This window comes from Aeromonas sp. R9-2 (assembly GCF_040908025.1).
Taxonomy (GTDB): Bacteria; Pseudomonadota; Gammaproteobacteria; order Enterobacterales; family Aeromonadaceae; genus Aeromonas; species Aeromonas veronii.
On the sequence record NZ_JBFOCX010000024.1, the window covers coordinates 1 to 21,140 of the forward strand.

18 protein-coding genes are annotated in these 21,140 nt (G+C 56.9%); 12 read left to right on the top strand and 6 right to left on the bottom strand.

The genetic code is table 11. The features are described from left to right. The first annotated feature begins 21 nt into the window (after window positions 1–21). The 3 genes from AB5Y71_RS09140 (at window position 22) to AB5Y71_RS09150 (ending at window position 6,391) form a co-directional block, all read left to right on the top strand. Entirely contained in the window at window positions 22–4,971 is a 4,950-nt protein-coding gene (locus tag AB5Y71_RS09140) for a DUF5801 repeats-in-toxin domain-containing protein (RefSeq protein WP_368171438.1), read from the top strand. 86 nt (window positions 4,972–5,057) lie between these two features. Continuing rightward, a complete protein-coding gene (locus AB5Y71_RS09145; RefSeq protein WP_368171439.1) occupies window positions 5,058–5,618 on the top strand; it encodes a hypothetical protein in 561 nt (186 codons plus the stop codon). Between the two features lie 56 nt (window positions 5,619–5,674). Next, entirely contained in the window at window positions 5,675–6,391 is a 717-nt protein-coding gene (locus AB5Y71_RS09150; RefSeq protein WP_323917248.1) for an SIMPL domain-containing protein, read from the top strand. Window positions 6,392–6,527: 136 nt separating this feature from the next. On the opposite strand, the gene ahpF is transcribed toward AB5Y71_RS09150, so the two are convergent. The 3 genes from ahpF to AB5Y71_RS09165 form a co-directional block, all read right to left on the bottom strand. Then, window positions 6,528–8,108: an alkyl hydroperoxide reductase subunit F gene (gene ahpF / locus AB5Y71_RS09155; RefSeq protein ID WP_368171440.1), complete on the bottom strand. Its 1,581-nt coding sequence runs from the start codon at window positions 8,106–8,108 to the stop codon at window positions 6,528–6,530. 123 nt (window positions 8,109–8,231) lie between these two features. Then, the gene (gene ahpC / locus AB5Y71_RS09160) at window positions 8,232–8,798 is read right to left on the bottom strand and encodes an alkyl hydroperoxide reductase subunit C (RefSeq protein ID WP_005337335.1); all 567 of its coding nucleotides are present in this window, start codon (window positions 8,796–8,798) and stop codon (window positions 8,232–8,234) included. A gap of 692 nt (window positions 8,799–9,490) precedes the next feature. Further along, window positions 9,491–9,937, bottom strand: coding sequence for a CBS domain-containing protein (locus AB5Y71_RS09165; protein WP_013723842.1), 447 nt, complete (start codon window positions 9,935–9,937; stop codon window positions 9,491–9,493). Between the two features lie 212 nt (window positions 9,938–10,149). Between AB5Y71_RS09165 and queA the strand changes: the two genes are divergently transcribed. The 7 genes from queA (at window position 10,150) to nlpI (ending at window position 17,119) form a co-directional block, all read left to right on the top strand. Then, on the top strand, window positions 10,150–11,202 hold the full coding sequence (queA, locus tag AB5Y71_RS09170; protein ID WP_005344678.1) for a tRNA preQ1(34) S-adenosylmethionine ribosyltransferase-isomerase QueA: 1,053 nt from the start codon (window positions 10,150–10,152) through the stop codon (window positions 11,200–11,202). Between the two features lie 74 nt (window positions 11,203–11,276). Then, entirely contained in the window at window positions 11,277–12,413 is a 1,137-nt protein-coding gene (gene tgt / locus AB5Y71_RS09175) for a tRNA guanosine(34) transglycosylase Tgt (RefSeq protein WP_368171441.1), read from the top strand. Between the two features lie 52 nt (window positions 12,414–12,465). Then, the gene (gene yajC / locus AB5Y71_RS09180; RefSeq protein ID WP_005337327.1) at window positions 12,466–12,801 is read left to right on the top strand and encodes a preprotein translocase subunit YajC; all 336 of its coding nucleotides are present in this window, start codon (window positions 12,466–12,468) and stop codon (window positions 12,799–12,801) included. Window positions 12,802–12,819: 18 nt separating this feature from the next. After that, on the top strand, window positions 12,820–14,673 hold the full coding sequence (gene secD / locus AB5Y71_RS09185; protein ID WP_005337324.1) for a protein translocase subunit SecD: 1,854 nt from the start codon (window positions 12,820–12,822) through the stop codon (window positions 14,671–14,673). A gap of 10 nt (window positions 14,674–14,683) precedes the next feature. Then, window positions 14,684–15,631: a protein translocase subunit SecF gene (secF, locus tag AB5Y71_RS09190; RefSeq protein ID WP_005337322.1), complete on the top strand. Its 948-nt coding sequence runs from the start codon at window positions 14,684–14,686 to the stop codon at window positions 15,629–15,631. An 84-nt stretch (window positions 15,632–15,715) separates the two neighbouring features. After that, on the top strand, window positions 15,716–16,084 hold the full coding sequence (locus AB5Y71_RS09195; protein ID WP_005351016.1) for a rhodanese-like domain-containing protein: 369 nt from the start codon (window positions 15,716–15,718) through the stop codon (window positions 16,082–16,084). A gap of 90 nt (window positions 16,085–16,174) precedes the next feature. After that, window positions 16,175–17,119 carry a lipoprotein NlpI gene (gene nlpI / locus AB5Y71_RS09200; RefSeq protein ID WP_005351017.1) on the top strand — a complete coding sequence of 315 codons (945 nt, stop codon included), beginning with the start codon at window positions 16,175–16,177 and terminating at the stop codon, window positions 17,117–17,119. Window positions 17,120–17,184: 65 nt separating this feature from the next. Here the strand turns inward: nlpI and AB5Y71_RS09205 are convergent, their stop codons facing one another. Both AB5Y71_RS09205 and AB5Y71_RS09210 read right to left on the bottom strand, forming a co-directional pair. After that, on the bottom strand, window positions 17,185–18,057 hold the full coding sequence (locus AB5Y71_RS09205) for a U32 family peptidase (RefSeq protein WP_368171442.1): 873 nt from the start codon (window positions 18,055–18,057) through the stop codon (window positions 17,185–17,187). Window positions 18,058–18,068: 11 nt separating this feature from the next. After that, entirely contained in the window at window positions 18,069–19,064 is a 996-nt protein-coding gene (locus tag AB5Y71_RS09210; RefSeq protein ID WP_307896625.1) for a peptidase U32 family protein, read from the bottom strand. A gap of 189 nt (window positions 19,065–19,253) precedes the next feature. Here AB5Y71_RS09210 and AB5Y71_RS09215 point away from each other — a divergent pair, with 189 nt between their 5' ends. Beyond that, complete coding sequence (locus tag AB5Y71_RS09215; protein WP_139746632.1) at window positions 19,254–19,787, top strand: SCP2 domain-containing protein; 534 nt, start codon at window positions 19,254–19,256, stop codon at window positions 19,785–19,787. On the opposite strand, the gene AB5Y71_RS09220 is transcribed toward AB5Y71_RS09215, so the two are convergent. After that, window positions 19,740–20,156: a hypothetical protein gene (locus tag AB5Y71_RS09220; RefSeq protein WP_307896626.1), complete on the bottom strand. Its 417-nt coding sequence runs from the start codon at window positions 20,154–20,156 to the stop codon at window positions 19,740–19,742. The two genes, AB5Y71_RS09215 and AB5Y71_RS09220, sit on opposite strands and share 48 nt — an antisense overlap. Window positions 20,157–20,343: 187 nt before the next feature. Here AB5Y71_RS09220 and trmJ point away from each other — a divergent pair, with 187 nt between their 5' ends. After that, the gene (gene trmJ, locus AB5Y71_RS09225) at window positions 20,344–21,066 is read left to right on the top strand and encodes a tRNA (cytosine(32)/uridine(32)-2'-O)-methyltransferase TrmJ (RefSeq protein ID WP_005359790.1); all 723 of its coding nucleotides are present in this window, start codon (window positions 20,344–20,346) and stop codon (window positions 21,064–21,066) included. Window positions 21,067–21,140 lie beyond the last annotated feature (74 nt).

Sequence of the window (21,140 nt, forward strand, 5' to 3'; positions counted from 1 at the left end):
GTGCTGACGCTGGTGCAGACCGTGACTGATGCCGATGGCGATCGGGCCAGCGCGTCTGTGGACCTGGGCGCCACCGGTGTGTTCCGCTTTGAGGATGATGGCCCTAAAGCAAGCGATGTTCAGGCTGCCTTGGTACTTGACGATGAAGGCCTTGTTGGCGGGATCAATGGCGGTTCTGGTGATGTTGCAGGGGCCAATACCAGCGTCACGGGCAATCTGGCTTATCAGGCCGGGGCTGATGGCCTCAAATCGCTTGAACTCTCCGGGCCTACTGCGTTGGGAAGTGAAAGTGTGACCTCAACGTGGGATGCCCAAAGTGGAACCTTGTCTATCAGTTCCACTCGCGGTCTCTTGATGACGGTCACCATTACTGACCCGAGCACTGGTGCCTACTCGGTGAAACTTCTGCAGCCCTTGATGCACACCGGGGTTGATACCGAAGATAATCTCACCCTCAATGTGGGCTACAAGGTGACAGATGGTGACGGGGATAGTGCCAGTGGCGTACTTGCAGTCACAATTAACGATGATACGCCGACAATCCAGGTGGGTGAGCTGTCCCTGACTTCTTCAGTCACTTTCCTGGGTAGCAACGCCGGTTATTCAAATAGCTATGGCTATTACATCAAAGGTGATGATGGCACCCCGTTGTCCGGCAAAGTCATCTGGGCAAATGTTCACAGTCAGAGTGTGGGAAGCCAGACAGATATCAGTTCGTTGGATCCTGCTCATACCGGATTCTTTGTTATCCCCAATGGAGGTGCCAATCCCGGTCTTGGCGATGGTGCCGCCGTCACATTCCAGTTTATTAATGGCAAGTGGCAGGCATTCGTTGGCAGCACTGCGTTGAGTGGGGCCGATGGTGCCAACATCGTGTTCAGCGATGCGAGCCTCAACCCTGGCGGTTCACATTTGCAGGATACTGGTAGCGCAGGCAACCAAAATTGGGAGGATATGACCCTCAACTCGGATTATGACTACAACGATGTCAGTACCACTGTGACTTGGGGCGGTGCTGTGCAGTTGCAGGTCGATGAGTCCAACCTCAATCATGATGCAACAGCTGACTTTAGTGGTGTGTTCAACGTACAGCCGGGGGCAGATGGTCTGGGATCCAAGAGCTACAGCTTGAGCATACAAAATGTAAATTCAGGCTTGATTGATACAACAACAGGTGAACAGATCAGACTAGTTATGAATGGCTCAACGATTGAAGGGCGTACTATAACCACCGGTCAGTTGGTGTTTAACCTTAGCGTTGACGGCAGCGGTAAAGTAACTCTTGATCAATTACGAGCTATTGAACATCCGACTTCTGATCCCGATGAAGTCAAATTCCTCGGCTCTGGCCATATAAGTTTGACACTGACCGTTACCGATAAGGATGGTGACCACACTAGCGGTCGACTAGATATCGGTAAAGTTATCAGCTTCAAAGACGATGGCCCGAGTATCAGCGCCAACGCAGTAGTGCAACTGGACGATGATGCCCTGGCGGGCGGCATAGCTGGCGGCTCGGGCGACGACCCGAACGCGGTCAACGTCAGCGGAATTCTGGGCCACAGCTTCGGTGCCGACGGCGCTGGCAGTGTGCAATGGCTGACTACGGGGGCGCCGGCTGGATTTACTTATGAAACGAATCCCGCAGGCGCTCTGTTGGTCAAACAGGGGGCGACCACAGTGCTGACAGTAACCCTGAACTCGGCTACTGGGGCGTATAGCGTGACTCAGAATTCGCCTATTCAACATGCGAATGCTGATCAGGAGAACAACCAGGCGTTTACCCTGAACTATAAAGTGAAGGATGGCGATGGCGATACCGCGACCGGCACGTTGGCTATCAATGTCGATGACGATACGCCGGTGGCGAAGAACGACACGGCTATCGTTGCCGAGTCCAGCGGCAAGGACTTCAACGTCGCGTTCGTGCTGGATTCCAGCGGCAGTATCAACGGTACCGAGTTCGCCACCATGATGGCGGCTGTGCGGGCGGCAGGCCAGGCGCTGTTCAACGGCACCGACGGTACCGTGCAGATCACTATCGTGGCGTTTTCCACCGGGGCTACTTCTTACACTGCGATCAGTTCGCTGGCGGCCTTCGAGTCGCTGATTGACAGCATCCTGGCCAACCGTCCCTTCAACGGCAATACCAACTTCACGGCGGCAGTTGAGCAAACCATGGATGTCTACAACCCGATACCGGGTTGGAGCAACCAGGTATTCTTCATCAGCGACGGCAATCCGAATGTCGATACCGGTGTCAACAACTCGCTGGAAAGTGGCACGGCGACGGATTGGAACAACTTCATCGACAGTAACGGCATCAACGTCACTACCATTGGGGTGGGTGACGGCATCAACGGGCCGCGGCTGCAGGATGTCGACCTGGATGGCAGCGGCTCGCCGATTCTGGTGACCGACTTCGATGATCTGATCGACGCGCTGCTCTCTCAGATATCGGGCAACACGGTCAGCGGCAACGTCCTGCTCGGCAACAATAATGTCGTGGGTGGCGGTGACGACGATGCCTTTGGCGCCGATGGCGCCGGTCGGGTGCTGTCGATCGAGATCGATGGGGTTACCTTCACCTGGAACGGCGTGGGCACCATTGCGGTGAGTACGGGCGGTAGCATCGCCGGTAGCCAGTTGAGCAACATCGTCACCGGTCTGGGCGGCAAACTGAGCTTCAACTTTACCAACGGCACCTGGAGCTACGTTGCGCCGCAGAGCGTTGCGTCGGATACCAGCGAGAGCTTCGACTACGTGATCATCGACAAGGACGGCGACCCGTCGCAGGCCACGCTGACGGTCAATATCGAGGATGCTGCACCGGTGATCGGCAGGGTGGACGAGGACGAACTGCCCGGTGGTATTACCGATAACGATCTGCAGACCACGGTTGCCACCGGCAGCCTGACCGAGCTGCTGATCGGCAACGGTCCTGCCACCTTCAGCCTGCAGAGTTCGCCGGCGTCCCTGCCGACCCTGACCTCTGATGGTGTGGCTGTCACCTACAACGTCGTCGGTAATACCCTGACGGCGATGGCGGGCGCGGCCACTATCTTCACCCTGGTGGTGCAGGCCAATGGCGCTTACACCTTCACGCTCAGCGGTCCGCTGGATCACCCGCTGGCCAACGGCAACGACAACGAAATCCTCACGCTGAACCTGACCGAGGCAGTCAAGGCCACCAACGGCGGAAATCCGGTGCCGCTGGCCGGTGATCTGCTGATCCAGGTCGAGGACGACGTGCCGGCGATCCTGGCAACCTCGAACCTGGTGTACTCCAACAGTGGCAACCCGGGCGGAGCTACCGGCGTGTTCGACTACAGCACCGGTGCCGATACTCGTGGCAGTGGTCCCTTCAGTGCGGCGGACTCGGACTTCAAGTCCATCATGCTGACGGGCAATGTCGGTGGCACGGCGATCAGCGCGCAATCGGTGACCTGGGTGTCGGAGAGCGCTACCACCGCGACCTTCGATATCGAGTTCGACTACGCGCCGAACCCGGCCAACCCCGGCGTCAAGGAAGAGGCTACCGGTACCCTGACCTTCGACAAGGTGAACGGCACCTACACGGTGACGCTGGACGGGCCGATCGAGGGCTTCCAGGTGCTGAAAACCAGCGCTTCGCTGGGTATCACGGGCTATGTGCCGGGTGGAAGCACGCTGGATACCACCAATCCGGAGGTGGCGGTTTCTCAGCTGGCCACTGACTTCTTCGTGCAGTTCAGGAGCTACGCCGAGACCGGTGGTGGCACCGGTAGCAACAATCTGCAGACGGGAGGCACGAACACCAACGTCTTCGTCAATGGTGAGACCTTCACCCAGACGAGTTCCTACGTCTCTCTGTCCAACAGCGAGAACGGGGTGGCGGGCGACACCATTGGCAAGGGCGAAGTGCTGGACCTGAACTTCTATACCTCCAACCCCACCGGCAACCTGGGGCTGACCCCGACCGGCCGTGCTGATGGCGTCTACCTGAAGTTCGATGGCATCAACAATGAGGATTTGGTTATCGTGCTGAAGCTGGTCGGTGCCGGAGGTGTTACGACCACTAGGGCGCTGGTGGTCAGCAACAGCGACATCTACCGCAATTTCAGCGGTGCAACGGCGCTGGCTGCCCTGGCCGTCTATGGCATCACCCTGGACAACAACGATGGTGCGATCGTCATCGAGAGCAATGACTACAACGCCGCCGGTGAGAGCTGGCAGGTCTACGGGGCGCAGATCCTGACGTCGGTCGAAGACATCACCACCAGCGTCGCGCTCAACTATGACCGCGACTTCAATGATGGTTTCGATGGTCTCACCAGCTTTGCCAACCAAAGCGACAACGATGTGGTCAAGGTCTCCGATATCGGCTTTATCAAGACCCAGACCACCACCGTGGATGCGGACCTCGACTTCCAGGTGGTAGTGCAGGATGCCGACAACGATGCCACTTCGAGCGTGAATCTGCATGTCACCATCGAAGCTGGCAATGTGTTCACCGGCACAGCTATGGCTGACATCATACATGGCAGTGCCGATAACGATACACTCAAGGGGTTGGGCGGAGATGATCAGCTTATCGGTGGATTAGGTAATGACATCCTGATCGGTGGATTAGGCTCGGATACTCTTGTAGGTGGCTTTGGCAGCGATACCTTCAAGTGGGGGGCGGGTGATATCGGTGGTGTGGATGTCATCAAAGACTTCACCACCGGCACTGGCGGAGATGTACTGGATATAAGCGAGCTGCTCACTGGCGAACATGCCAACTCTGGTTCGCTTGATGCGTACCTCAATTTCAGTAGTGATGGGCCAGGCACAAACAAATCAACATTGACTATTGATTTGGATGGTACGAATGGAGGAACCACCCACGTCATAAAATTTGACAGTATTGACTTGACGACCCTGGGTAACAGTGACTTGCAGATTATTCAGAAGTTGCTGGATGACGGTAACTTGAAGGTTGATCCGTAACCTTGTCTTGGGGCCGGGCTTGCCTGGCCCCTGTTTTTTCCCTAAGGGGATGGATAAGATAGCGGTAGTAGAGGAGAGGGGTAATCATGCAGTCATTCAACTGGGTCGACATTGATGGCATCCGTTATAGCTGGGATGGGCAGGGGAACATTACCTGCGCAGGCCAGTTTGGCTATCAGGCCTCGATCGCGGGGGGTCGGCTGGATGGGATGGAGATTGAGAATGAGGCCGGTGATGTAGCGGGCTCGCTCTATGTTGACTTCGCTACGGCCTCTATCACTTATGTGCCGGTCATGGATACAGAGTCTGCCCATAACATGATTCTGGTTGGCCATCATCAGGGGCAGCAGGAGTATCCGCTGGCCAGTTTTCACTCTCCGTTGTTGCAAGATTTGCTAGGGCCATCTGATACCATCCCTTGGTCTGCGATGGAGGAGGATAGTGGTGGCACCAATATCGGACAGGCGGTGCAAGGACACGTTCTGTCGTGGGACTCGTTCCATTTCGATGATGAGGTGTTGGTCTGTGGCGCGGCTCCTGCGCTGGATATGGCAAACCAGAGCCAGGATCCCGGCAGCATGGTCACCATTAGCCTCGATCTGACCAATCAGATACTGGATCAGCTCCCCCCCTTGCACGATATATGAATCCCGTAGCTGCACGGGCATAATGGCCTCAATCTTTCCGACTGAGGTTTTTTTCTATGTGGCGTCCCCTTCTTACTCTTTCCGCTCTGGTTGTCAGTGCTCCGCTGCTGGCGATTGAAGTGCCGCAAGCGCCCCATCTGGTGGTGAGCGGTTATGCCGAGCAAAAGACCGAACCCGATATGCTCACCCTCAATGTGGCGGTGAGTGCACTTGATAAGCAGGGCCTCAAGGCCAAGCAGCAGGTCGATACCAAGGTCGCAGCCTTTTTCAGCCAACTGGAAGGGTTGGGGATCAAGCGCAGCGATGTTGAGGCTGGCAACCTGATGGTCTCTCCGGAATATCAGTATGGCGAGAACAAGAAGCCGGTATTGTTGGGATACCGTGCTCAGCGACAATTGGCGGTGAAGCTCTATCAGCTCGACAAGTTGAGCCCCCTGATGGATACCGCACTCAAAGCCGGGCTGGAGTCCGTATCCCAGATTGAGTACGGGTTGAAATCGCCGCAGGTCATCAAGGAGCAGGCCCGTCTGAATGCCGTTGAGGATGCCAAAACCAAGGCTGAATCTCTGGCCAAGGCGTTCGGGATGAAGCTTGGCAAGATCTACAGTGTGGAGTACCGCAATGCTTCGCCCATTACCGCCTACAGCCGCAACCTGAAGGTAGTGCAGGCCATGGCGATGGCTGCACCTGCGGCGGATATGGCGGACAACAGCTATCAACAACAGCAGATCACGGTAAGTGATAATATCGAGGCTGTTTTCTTGCTGGAGTGATGCCCGTCGTTTAAGTCCAGTCATGAACACCCCCGCCATTTGCGGCGGGGTTTCTATTGCGCATCGATGCAGATATAAAAAAGCCGACGCTCGTGTTTACTAAATCGAGCATCGGCTTTTTGTTGCGCTGGGTTTATCAGGCGGTCACAGCATCAGCCTTGGTCGCTTCAGGAGCAGGGTTGCGGATGAGGTAATCAAACGCACCCAGTGCGGCGGTGGCGCCAGCACCCATGGAGATGATGATCTGCTTGAACGGTACCGTGGTGGCATCTCCTGCTGCGTAGACGCCGGGCAGGGAGGTCGCCCCTTTGGTATCGATCTCGATCTCGCCAAAGCGGGTCAGGGCAATCTCGCTCCCTTTAAGGAACTCGGTGTTCGGTACCAGGCCGATCTGGACGAAGATACCCGCCACCGCCAAGTGTTTGATCTCACCTGTGGTGCGATCTTCGTAGTCCATACCGACCACCTTGCTGCCATCACCGATCACTTCGGTGGTGCGAGCGCTCATGATGATGTCGATATTGCCCATGGAGCGAGCCTTCTTCTGCAGCACTTCATCGGCTCGCAGGGTGTCGGCGAACTCCACCACTGTCACATGCTCGACGATGCCAGCCAAGTCGATCGCTGCCTCGATGCCGGAGTTACCGCCACCGATCACAGCTACTCGCTTGCCCTTGAAGAAGGGACCATCGCAGTGCGGGCAGTAGGCCACGCCCTTGGTGCGGTACTCAAGCTCGCCTGGTACGTTCAGGTCGCGCCAGCGGGCACCGGTAGCCAGGATCACGGCGCGGCTCTTCAAGGTGGCGCCAGAGGCGAGATCCACGTTCACATACCCATTTTTGCTGATGGCGGCGGCGCGCTGCTCGGTGATCACTTCAACGCCGTACTGTTTGACGTGCTGCTCCAGGCTGGCGGCCAGTTTGGGGCCTTCGGTATAGGGCACGGAGATAAAGTTCTCGATGCCGACGGTGTCCATCACCTGACCACCGAAACGTTCGGCAACGATGGCGGTGCGAATGCCTTTACGAGCGGCATAGATGGCCGCTGCGGCGCCGGCCGGGCCACCGCCCACGACCAGTACGTCGTAGGGATCTTTCTCATTCAGCTCGGCAGCTTTGCGCTCTGCGGCGCCGGTGTCGAGTTTGGCGACAATCTCTTCGAGCGAGATGCGGCCCTGGCTGAACGGTTGACCGTTCAGGTAAACATTCGGTACCGCCATGATTTGACGCTCATTGACCTCTTCCTGGAACAGGGCGCCGTCGATCATGGTGTGGGTGATGCCGGGGTTCAGGGTCGCCATCAGGTTGAGGGCCTGTACTACGTCCGGGCAGTTGTGGCAGGAGAGGGAGATATAGGTCTCGAAGTGGAACTCACCCTTGAGATTGCGGATCTGCTCCTGCACAGCCGCATCGGCCTTGGAGGGGTGGCCGCCGCTTTGCAGCAGGGCGAGCACCAGAGAGGTAAATTCATGACCCATGGGGATGCCGGCAAAGTGAACGCGCGGGGCTTGGCCCTGCGGCGCGACGCTCATGGAAGGCTTGCGAACGGCAGTGCCAGAGGTCTGGGTGATCTTGGGGGACATCTCGGCGATCTCGCTGGCCAGTGCCAGCAGCTCTGCAGATTTGTCGCTGTCGTTGCCGGACACGCTGATCTCGATGGGATTGACGATGTACTGCAGATAGGTGTTCAGCTGTTGTTTGAGGTTGGTATCCAACATGGTCGAATTCCTTCTTGTAATGGCGAGTTGGCATTAAATGTGAGTCGGTCTGCTTTCAGGCCTATTTGGCAATGCCGGAAAGCAGACCGGCCCTTATGCGGGCCGGTCTTGGAAGCGGGAGGCTTAGATCTTGCCTACCAGATCCAGGGACGGGGCCAGAGTGGCTTCGCCTTCTTTCCATTTAGCCGGGCACACTTCACCCGGGTGGGAGGCAACGTACTGGGCTGCTTTGACTTTGCGCAGCAGTTCCAGTGCGTCACGGCCGATGCCGCCGGCGTTGATCTCGACGATCTGGATGATGCCCTGCGGGTCAATTACGAAGGTACCGCGGTCAGCCAGACCAGCTTCTTCGATCATCACGCCGAAGTTGCGGGTGATGGTACCAGTCGGGTCACCAATCATCGGGTACTGGATCTTCTGAATGGTGTCAGAAGTGTCGTGCCATGCTTTGTGAGTGAAGTGGGTATCGGTAGAGACAGAGTAGATCTCGACGCCCAGCTTCTGGAATTCAGCGTAGTTGTCAGCCAGGTCGCCCAGCTCGGTCGGGCAAACGAAGGTGAAGTCAGCCGGGTAGAAGAAGACCACGGACCACTTGCCTTTCAGGTCAGCGTCAGACACCTGAACGAATTTGCCATTGTGGTAGGCGGTAGCATTGAACGGCTTGATTTCAGTGTTGATGTAGGTAGACATGTAATTGCTCCTTGGTGATGTACATATGCCGGTCTGGTGTTGAAGAGTCTTGCCAGACGAGGCGCTTAACTTTCGATAGATTCATCATAGGGGCTTCCGCTAATCGATAAAAGCCGCAATTTTGAATCGCTTAAATCTACTTATTAGATAACTCACTATGGCTGTACCTAACATGAATATCTCAGGCCTACTGAGATAACTCCTTGTCGTGGTTCAATATCTGTGCGCTACATCGCCTTTTCAAGGCATAAGAAGGGGTGTGCAGATCCACGATGACGCGATGAGATAAACGGTGGTGCAAACGGGTGGCGCAGGAGGTTGAGGCCGCTGCTCGCAGCGATGGGGGATGTGCTGGTAAGGGGGAAGCCGAAAAGCACAGATAAAAAAATCCCGGCGCTATCGCAACGACAGGGCCGGGTCATCAAACAAGGAATGGCTATATAAACAAATGCTTTACAGCAAAGACTAACTACGGGGTGTGCAAACTTGCAGACATATGAGAGGAAGATAATGGGTGCACAATCCCTCGTCTCCCCCTCGGCAACTATTGCATGAGAGGGATGATAGTGTGACGCAGATCACAAGGCAAGCATTTGGTGTAATTTTTCAGTCAAAATGAAAGTGTTTCATCATTTCAGCTTGTTTTGACGGCTGAAAACGCTTTTATTGTAATTTAATTACAGTCAGGGCTGTCAAAAGTCGGTAGGTGGTTCCTGCTCTTCCATCAATTCCAGCAGGTTGATGGCCACTGCAATAAAGTCCGACTCGGTGACAATGCCGATCAGCTTGCGTCCTTTGAGTACCGGCAGGCAGCCATATCTGTGCCGCTGTAGGTAAAGTGCCGCCTCCTTGATGCCGGCGTGAGGATCTACGCTCGCCACTTGCCGTGTCATGATCTCGTCGAGTTGCACGCTGTCGGTAAATTCTGCTTCCCGCTCCGGGCTGATGAGCAGCAGCTTGGATTCCCGGGTGGCCAGGATATCGGTGAGGGTTACCAACCCCAGCAGGTGATGCTGCTCATCGACGATGGGAATGTGGCGGATCCGCTCCTGCTGCATCAGGTCCATCGCCTGTTTGACACTGTTTGACGGACCCAGAGTGAAGGGGTGTTCGGTCATGATTTCGGATAGGGTCATCATGGTGGGCCTCCTTGTGTATCTGCTTTCACCCTAGCCCAGCCCCAACTGGCAAAACATGATCAGGGTCAATACAGAACATTAAAGAATCATTAACCGGATGTGTGTCTCAATATTGCTCGCTACCCCTTGTCTCTCTTGGGTTTTTGGTCTTTTGGGTTGCCTTGGAAGATGGGGATAACTAGACTAGCCGCCGATTCCCCCCGAGGTGAAAGATGCAAGTATCCGATTTTCATTTTGATCTGCCAGACGAGCTGATTGCCCGCTATCCGATGGCAGAGCGTACCGCCAGCCGCCTGTTGCAGCTCGATGGTCAGACTGGCGCCCTGCGCCACGGTCAATTTGTGGATGTGCTGGATCAGCTCAATCCGGGTGACCTGCTGGTATTCAATAACACCCGTGTCATTCCGGCGCGCATGTTTGGCCAGAAGGCCAGCGGCGGCAAGCTGGAGGTACTGGTCGAGCGCATTCTGGACGAGCACAGCGTGCTGGCCCATGTCCGTGCCTCCAAGGCGCCCAAGCCCGGCACCCGGATGATCATGGATGGTGGTGTTGAAGCCGAGATGCGCGCCCGCCACGACGCCCTGTTCGAGATCCACTTCCTCGACCCGCGTCCGGTGCTGGAGATTTTGGAGGCCATCGGCCACATGCCGCTGCCCCCCTATATCGACCGTCCCGACGAGGATGCCGACAAGGAGCGCTACCAGACCGTTTACAATCAAAAGCCGGGCGCCGTCGCGGCGCCGACCGCTGGTCTGCACTTTGATGAGCCGCTGCTTGAGAAAATTCGGGCCAAAGGGGTTGAAACGGCCTTCGTCACCCTGCATGTAGGGGCGGGGACCTTCCAGCCGGTGCGGGTTGAGAAGATTGAAGATCACCATATGCACTCCGAGTATGCGGAAGTGCCGCAAGAGGTGGTAGATGCCATCGCGGCCACCCGGGCCCGTGGTGGTCGGGTGATTGCGGTGGGGACCACATCGGTGCGTTCGCTGGAGAGCGCGGCCAAGGTCACCCTGGCGCAGGGCAAACCGCTGGCGCCCTTCTTTAGTGACACCGATATTTTCATCTTCCCTGGCTACCAGTTCCAGATTGTCGATGCCATGGTCACCAACTTCCATCTGCCGGAGTCGACCCTGATCATGCTGGTCAGCGCCTTTGCCGGTTATGACAACGTGATGGCGGCCTATCAGGCAGCCGTGGCCGGGCAGTACCGTTTCTTCAGCTACGGGGACGCCATGTTCGTCACCCGTCGCCAGGTTGAAGCATAAGCTTCAGCTTATTTACCGGGCCGTGAGTGGCCCTCCTATTGTCAGACTGTTTATCTGACGCAGCCGAGGTAGCAATGAAATTTGAACTGAAAACCACCGACGGCCGTGCCCGTCGCGGTCAACTGGTCTTCGAACGTGGTGTGGTACAAACGCCGGCCTTTATGCCGGTCGGGACTTACGGCACCGTCAAGGGGATGACCCCGGAAGAAGTGCGTGAAACCGGCGCCCAGATCCTGCTGGGTAACACCTTCCACCTCTGGCTGCGCCCGGGTCAGGAAGTGATGCGTGCTCACGGCGATCTGCATGACTTCATGAACTGGCAGGGCCCGATCCTGACCGACTCCGGTGGTTTCCAGGTGTTCAGCCTGGGCCATATTCGCAAGATCACCGAAGCGGGCGTCCACTTCCGTCACCCCATCAATGGCGAGAAGATCTTCCTCGACCCCGAGAAGTCCATGGAGATCCAGTTCGATCTGGGCTCCGACATCGTGATGATCTTCGACGAGTGCACCCCGTACCCGGCTACTTATGAAGAAGCGCGCAAGTCGATGGAGATGTCCCTGCGCTGGGGCAAGCGCTCCCGCGACAAGTTTGATGCGCTGGGCAACAAGAACGCCCTGTTCGGCATCATCCAGGGCTCGGTCTACGAAGATCTGCGTGATGTCTCCCTCAAGGGGCTGCTGGAGATCGGTTTCGACGGTTATGCGGTCGGTGGTCTGGCCGTGGGCGAACCCAAAGAGGACATGCACCGCATCCTCGAGCACGTATGCCCGAAAATTCCGGCTGACAAGCCGCGCTACCTGATGGGTGTCGGCAAGCCGGAAGATCTGGTGGAAGGGGTGCGCCGTGGTATCGACATGTTCGACTGCGTCATGCCGACCCGCAACGCCCGCAACGGCCACCTGTTCACCACCGATGGCGTAGTGAAGATCCGCAATGCCCAGCACCGCAACGACACCAGCACCCTGGATGCCGAATGCGATTGCTACACCTGCAAGAACTACAGCCGCAGCTACCTGCACCATCTGGACAAGTGCAACGAGATCCTCGGTGCCCGTCTGAATACGATTCATAACCTGCGTTATTACCAACGCGTGATGCAGGGTTTGCGGGACGCGATCGAGCAGGGTAAATTAGACGACTTTGTAACAGAGTTTTACCGTCGGCAAGGGAAGCCTGTGCCTCCGTTAGCTGAAAATGACGTTAAATAACAACAACATATAATTTTGTTTTTTTAAATCTACATCAATAAGAGGTTGTTAAATGAGCATTATCTCCAAGGCGTATGCAGAAGGCGCAGCACCGGGTGCACAGGGTGGTGGTATGGAAATGATCATCATGCTGGCCGTATTCGGCCTGATCTTCTACTTCATGATCTATCGTCCCCAGGCCAAGCGTGCCAAGGATCACCGCAATCTGATGAGCTCATTGTCCAAGGGTGATGAAGTGCTCACTTCCGGTGGCCTGGTTGGCAAAATTGCCAAAGTGGCTGCAGACAGCGATTACCTGGTGATCGCCCTGAACGACCAGACTCAAGTCACCATCAAAAAGGACTTCGTCTCTGCCGTTCTGCCCAAGGGTTCTATCCAGTCCCTTTAATCTCCCAAGGAGCACAGCGTGTTGAATCGCTATCCGCTGTGGAAATACCTGATGGTGATCCTGGTGATCGCCATCGGTTTTCTATATGCAGCCCCCAATCTTTACGGCGAAGATCCGGCTTTGCAGGTTTCTGCCAGCCGTGGTGCCGAAGTCAAGCTAGATACTCTTGATCTGGTGAAAGAGACCCTTGAAGCGGCCAAGATCCCGGTCAAACATGCTGCATTCGAGCACGGTTTTATCCTGATCCGTTTCAAGAACACCGAAGACCAGCTGAAGGCGCGCGATATCGTTGCCAACAAGCTGGGCGACAACTTCATTACCGCACTCAACCTGGCACCTTCCACTCCCGCCTGGCTCGAAGCCATCGGGGCGGCGCCTCTGAAGCTGGGTCTTGATCTGCGCGGTGGTGTGCACTTCCTGATGGAAGTGGACATGGCCGAAGCACTGACCAAGCAGCAAGAGCAGATGGTGCAGGATTTCCGCTCTGAGCTGCGCACCCAGAAGATCCGTTACTCCGGCGTGCGCCGGGTCGGTGATCAGGTGCAGGTGATCTTCCGTGACGAAGCCGATCAGGAACGCGCCGTTTCTCATCTGCGTCGTCAGAACCCTGATTTGACCTTCACTACCGAGCAGAAAGGGGATGAGTTCATCCTGCTGGCTGGTCTGAGCGAAGCCAAGATCAAGGAAGTGAAGAAGTACGCCCTCGAGCAGAACATCACCATCATCCGTAACCGGGTCAACGAACTGGGCGTGGCCGAGCCGCTGGTACAACAGCAAGGCGCCGAGCGCATTGTCGTTGAACTGCCCGGTATTCAGGATACCGCCCGCGCCAAGGAGATCCTGGGTGCGACTGCGACCCTGGAATTCCACATGGTCGATGAGACTGCCGACATCCAGGCTGCGGCCGATGGCCGTGTCCCGCCCAGCTCCAAGGTCTACAACGATCGCAATGGTCGTCCCGTGGTGCTGCAAAAGCGGGTGATCCTGACCGGTGACCACATCGTGGGTGCCCAGTCCGGTTTCGACGAGTACAGCCGTCCCCAGGTCAACATCAAGCTGGATGGCCAGGGTGGCAACAAGATGGCCAACTTTACCAAGGACAACGTCGGTAAAGGGATGGCGACCGTCTTCATCGAGTACAAGCCGGTCGGTCAACCGGGTCCGGATGGCAAGCGCAAGTTCCGCAAGCAGGAGGAGGTGATCAACGTCGCCACCATCCAGTCGCGTCTTGGCAGCCAGTTCCGTATCACAGGTATCGACAACGCCAACGAAGCCCACAATCTGGCGCTGCTGCTGCGTGCCGGTGCCCTGATCGCCCCGATCCAGATCGTGGAAGAGCGCACCATTGGCCCGAGCCTGGGTCAACAGAACATCGACAGCGGTATGGAAGCCATCGGCTGGGCCATGCTGGTGATCGTGCTGTTCATGGGGATCTACTACCGTGCGTTCGGCTGGGTTGCCAACCTGGCGCTCTGTATGAACCTGGTGTTGATTGTCGGCATCATGTCGATGATCCCGGGGGCCACCATGACACTGCCGGGTATCGCCGGTATCGTCTTGACGCTGGGTATGGCGGTGGATGCCAACGTACTGATCTACGAGCGTATTCGTGAAGAGATCCGCAACGGTCGGGGTGTTCAGCAAGCCATCCATCTGGGCTTTGATCGAGCATTCTCCACCATCGCCGACTCCAACGTGACCTCGCTGATCACCTGCGTGATCCTGTTCGGTATCGGTACTGGCGCCATCAAGGGCTTTGCCCTGACGCTGGGCATTGGTCTGACCGCCTCCATGTTTACTGCCATCACAGTTTCCCGTGCCATTATCAACCTGGCTTGGGGTGGACGGCGTATCGACAAGCTGCCCATCTGAGGATAGAGAGATGTTTCAGATTCTACATTTTGAAAAACCGATCCCGTTTATGCGCTATGCCAAGCCGGGTGTGGTTTTCTCTTCCGTGCTGATGGTGGTAGCCCTGTTCTTCCTGTTTGATCGGGGGCTGAACTGGGGTCTGGACTTTACCGGTGGTACCACTATCGAGGTGGGGTTCCAGCAGTCGGTGAGCCTGGACAAGATCCATGACGCTCTGGAAGAGCAGAAGATTGAAGGGGCAACCCTGCAACACTTTGGCTCCAGCCGTGACGTGCTGTTCCGCCTGACCCCGAAAGAGGGGGTCAAGGTAGAACAACAGGGTAACGAAGTGCTGGCGGCGGCCAAGCAGCTCGACGAGGGCGCAGTGCTCAAACGCGTCGAGTTTGTCGGCCCTTCCGTGGGTGATGAACTGGCGACAGACGGTGCGTTGGCCATGCTGGCCTCCATCCTCTGTATCCTGGCCTACGTGGCAGTGCGTTTCGAATGGCGTCTGGCGCTGGGGGGCATTCTCTCCCTGGTGCACGACGTGGTGATCACGCTGGGTGTCTTTGCCTACTTCCAGTACGAGTTCGACCTGACTGTACTGGCGGCACTGATGACCCTGGTGGGTTACTCCCTGAACGATACCATCGTGGTGTTCGACCGCTTGCGGGAGAACTTCCGCAAGGTGCGTAAAGGGGATACCGAGTACATTCTGGATCTCTCCATGACCGAGACCCTGAGTCGTACCATCATCACCTCCGGCCTTACCTTTATCGTGGTGCTGGCGCTGCTGCTCAAGGGCGGTGCGCTGATCCACGGTTTTGCCGTGGCCATGGTGATCGGTGTGGCGTTCGGTACCTACTCTTCCATCTATGTGGCGAGTGCGTTTGCCATGTTCCTCGGCGTCAAGCGCGAGCACATGCTGCCAACCCAGGTAGAGAAAGAGGGTGCGGACCAACAGGAAATCCTGCCGTAACAGTGAAGAGCGCCTCATGGCGCTCTTTTCTTATCTCTGCGTGTCGTTTGCTGACGCACATGATTTAAACAACAGGAGTTTGTCATGCATCACAATCCCCGTTTTTTGGCGCTGGTTGACGGGATCCGCTCCCGCATCACCGAAACCGATGTTCACCAGATCAAGCGCTGGCAGGACGAAGGGCGCACGTTTCACCTGATCGACGTGCGGGAAGAGAGCGAGTGGGCCAGGGGCCATCTGCCCGGTGCCCGATATCTGGGGCGTGGCGTGATTGAGCGGGATATCGAGACCCAGTTCCCGGATCTTGAGACCGAGCTCTACCTCTATTGTGGTGGTGGTTTTCGCTCCATTCTGGCTGCGGACAACCTGCAACAGATGGGTTATCGCAAGGTGATCAGCGTCGACGGCGGCTTTCGCGGTTGGTGCGATGCCGGATACCCTGTCGAATCCTGATTTATTTGAGGTAGAGGGGCACAGCTACATGACAAAGCGGCAGTTGACCTTTACCATATGCGGGGTCAAGCGTAAGCGTCGGAGTGTTCATTGAACGTCAGGAAAGGGATTGGATACCTCCTCGGTATCCTGTTGTTGCTTCCCATGTGGGGTTGCAGCAGTAGCAGTCAGGTTAACACCCCCAAGGTTCCCAAGCCGCAGCCTGCTTCACTGGTGTTGGCGACCCCCCTGCAGGTCTCCTACCAGAGTGAGCTGGCGCTCGCCCGACTCGGGCAGATGCTCAGTGAAATGGAACTGACCACCGAGCAACGGGCAGAGTTGTTCTATGAGCGTGCCGTGGTGTTTGATCGGGTTGGTCTGCGTTCCCTCGCGCGGCTCGATTTCAACCGTGCCCTGCGGGAGAAGCCGGATTTCGCCGAGGCCTACAACTTCATCGGCGTCTATCTGGTACAGCAGCAGAATTACGACGAAGCCTATGATGCCTTCGATTCTGCCCTTGAACTGGCGCCGGACTATGACTATGCCTATCTCAACCGTGGCATCGCCCTCTATTACGGTAACCGTCCCGAACTGGCCGCGGCCGATATGAAGCGTTTCTACGAGGCGCAGCCGGAAGACCCCTATCGGGTGATCTGGCTCTATCTGGCCGAGCAGAAACTCGACCCGTCGGCCGCCATGAGCCGGATGCGCGAGCGTCTCAACAAGTACGATGACGATGCCTGGAACTGGGATCTGGTTCGCCTCTATACCGGCGAGATCAACGCTTCCCAGCTGATGGGCAACGTGGTGAAAGGGGTGAAGGATAACCGGGAGCTTGCCGAGCGCCTGTGTGAAACCTACTTCTATCTGGGCAAGTTCGAGCTGGGCAAAGGCAACCGCAAGGAAGCCATCAGTTACTTCAAGCTGGCCTTATCTAACAACGTCTATGACTTCATCGAGCACCGCTATGCGTTGCTGGAGCTGGAGTTGATGGCGCGCAAGCCCTTGCCGCCAGGTGCCCAGAGCGCTCGTAACAAGGGTGATCAGCCCTCCTGAACCACTGCCAGATAGTGTTAAAAAAGGCCTCGCGATGAGGCCTTTTTGTTGGGCAAATGGCGGGTTTACTCCACCAGGCTCATGCCGGGGATCTGGCGCCAGTAGCCGTTGCAATCGCTTCCTTGCCGCAAGGAGAGGGGAGCCTGGCCCTGCCGGTTGGCTTTGAAGCGGGCCAGCATCTCCAGCGTCTCCATCCCTTGCGGCGAAAGCCTGACCACATCTACCAGACCTTCCATACCAGCCAGCTCGTTACCCAGGTTGTAGCAGTAACCGGACTGGGTCTGGATCCCGTTGAGATTGAACACCCGCTGCCCCTCGCGGCTGTTGGCCAGTCGTCCGGTGGGGTAGTTGATACAGGCGAGCTCGCAGTTGTCCTTGGGTTTGTCGAGGGATCGGGCGGTAAAGCAGCGCGCCGAGTAGGCGAGCGGCAGATGGCCGTAGGCAAACACCTCCACCTCAAATTGGTCGCGCAGGGGGCCCAGATCCTGATTGAGCTGGATCAGCCAGTCACGGGAGAGCTCCACCGGCATGACCCAGCGTTTCATCCCCTGTTTGAGCAACATGCGCAGCACATCTGCGTTATAGGCGTTGATGGCGGGGCCACAGACGAAGGGGATCCCTGCCTCCCTGGCGAGTTGCACCGTACCGAGATCGTTGGCTTCGACCATAAGATCGCCGTTGTCGACCAGCCGCTTCACCTCCTTGAGTTCGGAGGGGGCGGAGATAAGGGCGAGGGTCGAGAGCACCACCTGCTTGCCGGAGCAGGCCATCTGACGGGCCAGCGCAATCCAGTCATCGACTTTGAGTTCGCGCCGCTTGCTGCAGACGGTCTCCCCCAGATAGATGATGTCGGCCTGACTGTCGGCGGCGGCATGGTAAAAGGCTTCGGTATCGGCTTTGGGCCAGTAGAAGAGCAGAGGCCCGAGAGAAAATTGCATGGGTGGACTCCTTATTGCCACTGACGATGGTAGGCGCCGAGGGTAGTCTGACTACCTTCGGAGACGCGGGCGAGCTGGGCATCCCACTCAGCTTTGACCTGATAGGCCTCGGGATTGGCCTGATAGGCATCAATGGCCGCACGCCAGACCCGGGTCACTTGCTCTACGTAGGCGGGGCTGCGCTGGCGCCCTTCAATCTTGACCGACTGGATCCCGGTCTTGAACAGCTCGGGCAGGAGACCCAGGGTATTGAGACTGGTGGGCTCTTCCAGCGCGTGGTAGGTCTGGCCATCCACGTCGAAACGCCCCTTGCACAGGGTCGGGTAACCGGCATTTTCGCCCGGGCCATAGCGGTCGATCAGCACCTCGTTGAGTCGCGACTCGAGACCATTCGGGGTCTCTTCCCAACGGACGAACTTGGCCGGTGAGCAGGCGCCGACGGTGTTGGGGCTCTCGCCAGTCATGTAGGAGGAGAGATAGCAGCGCCCCTCGGCCATGATGCAGAGGCTGCCAAAGGCGAATACCTCAAGGCCAACATCGGTCTCGCGGGCCAGCTGCTTGACCTGATGCATGGAGAGCACCCGAGGCAGCACCACCCGTGTGACATTGAATTGCTGCTGATAGAAGCGAATGGCGGCGGCATTGGTGGCGCTGGCCTGCACCGAGACATGGAGTTCCATCTCGGGGTAGTGGCGGCTGGCATATTCCAGCACGGCGAGATCGGCGATGATTAACGCATCGGCGCCGAGGGCCACCCCGCGATCAACCGCCTGTTTCCATCGTGCATCGGTCCCGGGATGAGCAAAGGTATTGATGGCAATATGCAGTTTGCGACCATGTTGATGCACATAATCCACCGCCTTCTCCAGTTTGCTGTCGGTAAAGTTGAGACCGGCAAAGTGGCGGGCATTGGTGTCATCCTTGAAACCGATATAAACGGCATCGGCCCCGTTATCCACGGCGGTTTTCAGTGCCGGCAAACTGCCTGCCGGACAGAGTAATTCCATTGGTACGCTCCGAGAGTGCATATGAAGGGCAAACGAGCCCTGATTGTATGCAGCCATGCACTCCCACTTTTTGACCTGAGGCAGCTTTGTGTGGCTTTACCCTTCTTGAGGTAACCCTGCACAAGTTTGATTTCCAACAGGATCTTGCCACTCTCCCTGTGTTTGAATGCGCAAAAAAGGGAGTCTATCGTGTTTCAACAACTGCAACGCCGCCTGGTCGAACAGGCTCCGCGCTTCTTGCGCCATCCCCTCAAGCTGGTTCCGTTCAATCTGCAAAAGCAGCTGATGGAGAGTTTGCTGGCCCGGGTTTTCAAAGAGGCTATCGAAGATGGCGATTTCGAGTTTCTGGCAGACAAGTGGCTGAAAGTCGAAGTCTCTGATCTGGAGCTGTGCTGGTTTATCAGTGAGCAGAATGGCCAGCTGGTGGTGGCTCGCGAGTGTGACAAGGCCGATGTCTGCTTCAGCGGTACCGCCAACGACCTGATCCTTATCGCTGGTCGCAAAGAGGATCCGGATTCGCTCTTTTTCCAGCGCAAGCTGAAGATAGAAGGGGATACCGAACTGGGCCTTGAGGTGAAAAACCTGATGGACAGTCTGGATCTCGATGGCTTGCCAAGCCTGATGAAGTATCCCCTGATGGATCTGGCGACGTTTATCGAACGCGCCCGCACCGAGTCAGCGCAGGCTTCGGTGCAGACGGCGCCGGGAGGGATCCCGTCTTAAGTGGACAATCACCCCATGGGCATGGCGACGATAATGGTGCCGTGCCCAGAGGCAACGACAGGCCCACAGACAGGGCACCAAGGCGATGAGTGCTGCAGGGGCGGGCAGCTGTGACATGGCCAGCCCCGCAGCCAGCCAGATAAAGGGTTGCGCTTCATACAGCCACTCCGGCTGTAGCCAGCGTTTGCTCGGAAAGATAATCAGATCGGTACGCCGGTAGCTGGAGCGCATCATCCAGGTCACCGCTCCGGCGATAAACAGCAAGGCGCCTGCAAACCAGAGCAGGGGCTGTTCACTCAACGTAATAATGGCAATGGCTGCCAGCAGGTAGAGGCTGGGCAATCTCTCATAGATAAAGGGAGGAAGCATGGCGTGGTGTCTCCTGTGCCGTTTATCGGATATCCATCAAGTTTAGTCCCCCCCTCTCACTTCCCTCATGCTGGTTTGTTATACAAACGGGTGGTTTTGTTCTGAAATGGCTCGGCTTTTACGGTGCCAACATCGTGTTCTCTTATGTTACAATTGCGCGCCATTTTTGACTGAAGATTGACTGGGCATGTTGGATCAGATTCGTATCGTTTTGGTAAACACCTCTCATACCGGCAACATGGGGTCTGCGGCACGCGCCATGAAGACCATGGGGTTGACCCAGCTGGTATTGGTTGATCCGCAAGCCTTGCCGGATGACAATGCCTTCGCCCTGGCGGCTGGTGCCAGCGATGTGCTTGCCAATGCCCGTATCGTCCCGACTCTGGATGACGCGATCGCCGATTGTGGTTTGGTGATTGGCACCAGCGCCCGCTCTCGAACCCTGAGCTGGCCCATGCTCGATCCCCGTGAAGCCGGCGAAAAGTCGGTGGTTGAGGGGATGCAGCACCCGGTCGCGCTGGTGTTTGGCCGTGAACGCACCGGTCTCACCAACGACGAATTGCAAAAGTGCCACTACCACGTGGCCATTCCGGCCAATCCTGATTACAGCTCTCTCAATCTGGCCATGGCGGTGCAGACCCTCTGTTACGAAGTGCGGATGCGCTGGCTGCAGGGGCAGGCCGCCGAGCCTGAAGATGAGATGGCCTATCCGAGTGCCGCCCAGCTGGAAGGGTTTTATCAGCACCTGGAACAAACCCTGATGAAGACCGGTTTTATTGCTGATGATCATCCGGGTCATGTGATGAGCAAGCTGCGTCGCCTGTTCAATCGAGCTCGGCCGGAAGCGGCGGAGCTCAACATTCTGCGCGGTATTCTGACCTCGGTGCAGAAAGCGCGCGTACCGGATTAATCCGACTGATTTACTCAACCATATACTTGACTGATTTGGTCAGGTATGTGACCATGTGCCCCATTAAATTGCTT

Bases quoted from the DNA above. Each gene is read 5' to 3' on its own strand.
- AB5Y71_RS09145 (WP_368171439.1), top strand. From the start codon at position 5,058: ATGCAGTCATTCAACTGGGTCGACATTGATGGCATCCGTTATAGCTGG.
- AB5Y71_RS09150 (WP_323917248.1), top strand. From the start codon at position 5,675: ATGTGGCGTCCCCTTCTTACTCTTTCCGCTCTGGTTGTCAGTGCTCCG.
- ahpF (WP_368171440.1), bottom strand. From the start codon at position 8,108: ATGTTGGATACCAACCTCAAACAACAGCTGAACACCTATCTGCAGTAC.
- ahpC (WP_005337335.1), bottom strand. From the start codon at position 8,798: ATGTCTACCTACATCAACACTGAAATCAAGCCGTTCAATGCTACCGCC.
- AB5Y71_RS09165 (WP_013723842.1), bottom strand. From the start codon at position 9,937: ATGATGACCCTATCCGAAATCATGACCGAACACCCCTTCACTCTGGGT.
- queA (WP_005344678.1), top strand. From the start codon at position 10,150: ATGCAAGTATCCGATTTTCATTTTGATCTGCCAGACGAGCTGATTGCC.
- tgt (WP_368171441.1), top strand. From the start codon at position 11,277: ATGAAATTTGAACTGAAAACCACCGACGGCCGTGCCCGTCGCGGTCAA.
- yajC (WP_005337327.1), top strand. From the start codon at position 12,466: ATGAGCATTATCTCCAAGGCGTATGCAGAAGGCGCAGCACCGGGTGCA.
- secF (WP_005337322.1), top strand. From the start codon at position 14,684: ATGTTTCAGATTCTACATTTTGAAAAACCGATCCCGTTTATGCGCTAT.
- AB5Y71_RS09195 (WP_005351016.1), top strand. From the start codon at position 15,716: ATGCATCACAATCCCCGTTTTTTGGCGCTGGTTGACGGGATCCGCTCC.
- AB5Y71_RS09205 (WP_368171442.1), bottom strand. From the start codon at position 18,057: ATGCAATTTTCTCTCGGGCCTCTGCTCTTCTACTGGCCCAAAGCCGAT.
- AB5Y71_RS09210 (WP_307896625.1), bottom strand. From the start codon at position 19,064: ATGGAATTACTCTGTCCGGCAGGCAGTTTGCCGGCACTGAAAACCGCC.
- AB5Y71_RS09220 (WP_307896626.1), bottom strand. From the start codon at position 20,156: ATGCTTCCTCCCTTTATCTATGAGAGATTGCCCAGCCTCTACCTGCTG.
- trmJ (WP_005359790.1), top strand. From the start codon at position 20,344: ATGTTGGATCAGATTCGTATCGTTTTGGTAAACACCTCTCATACCGGC.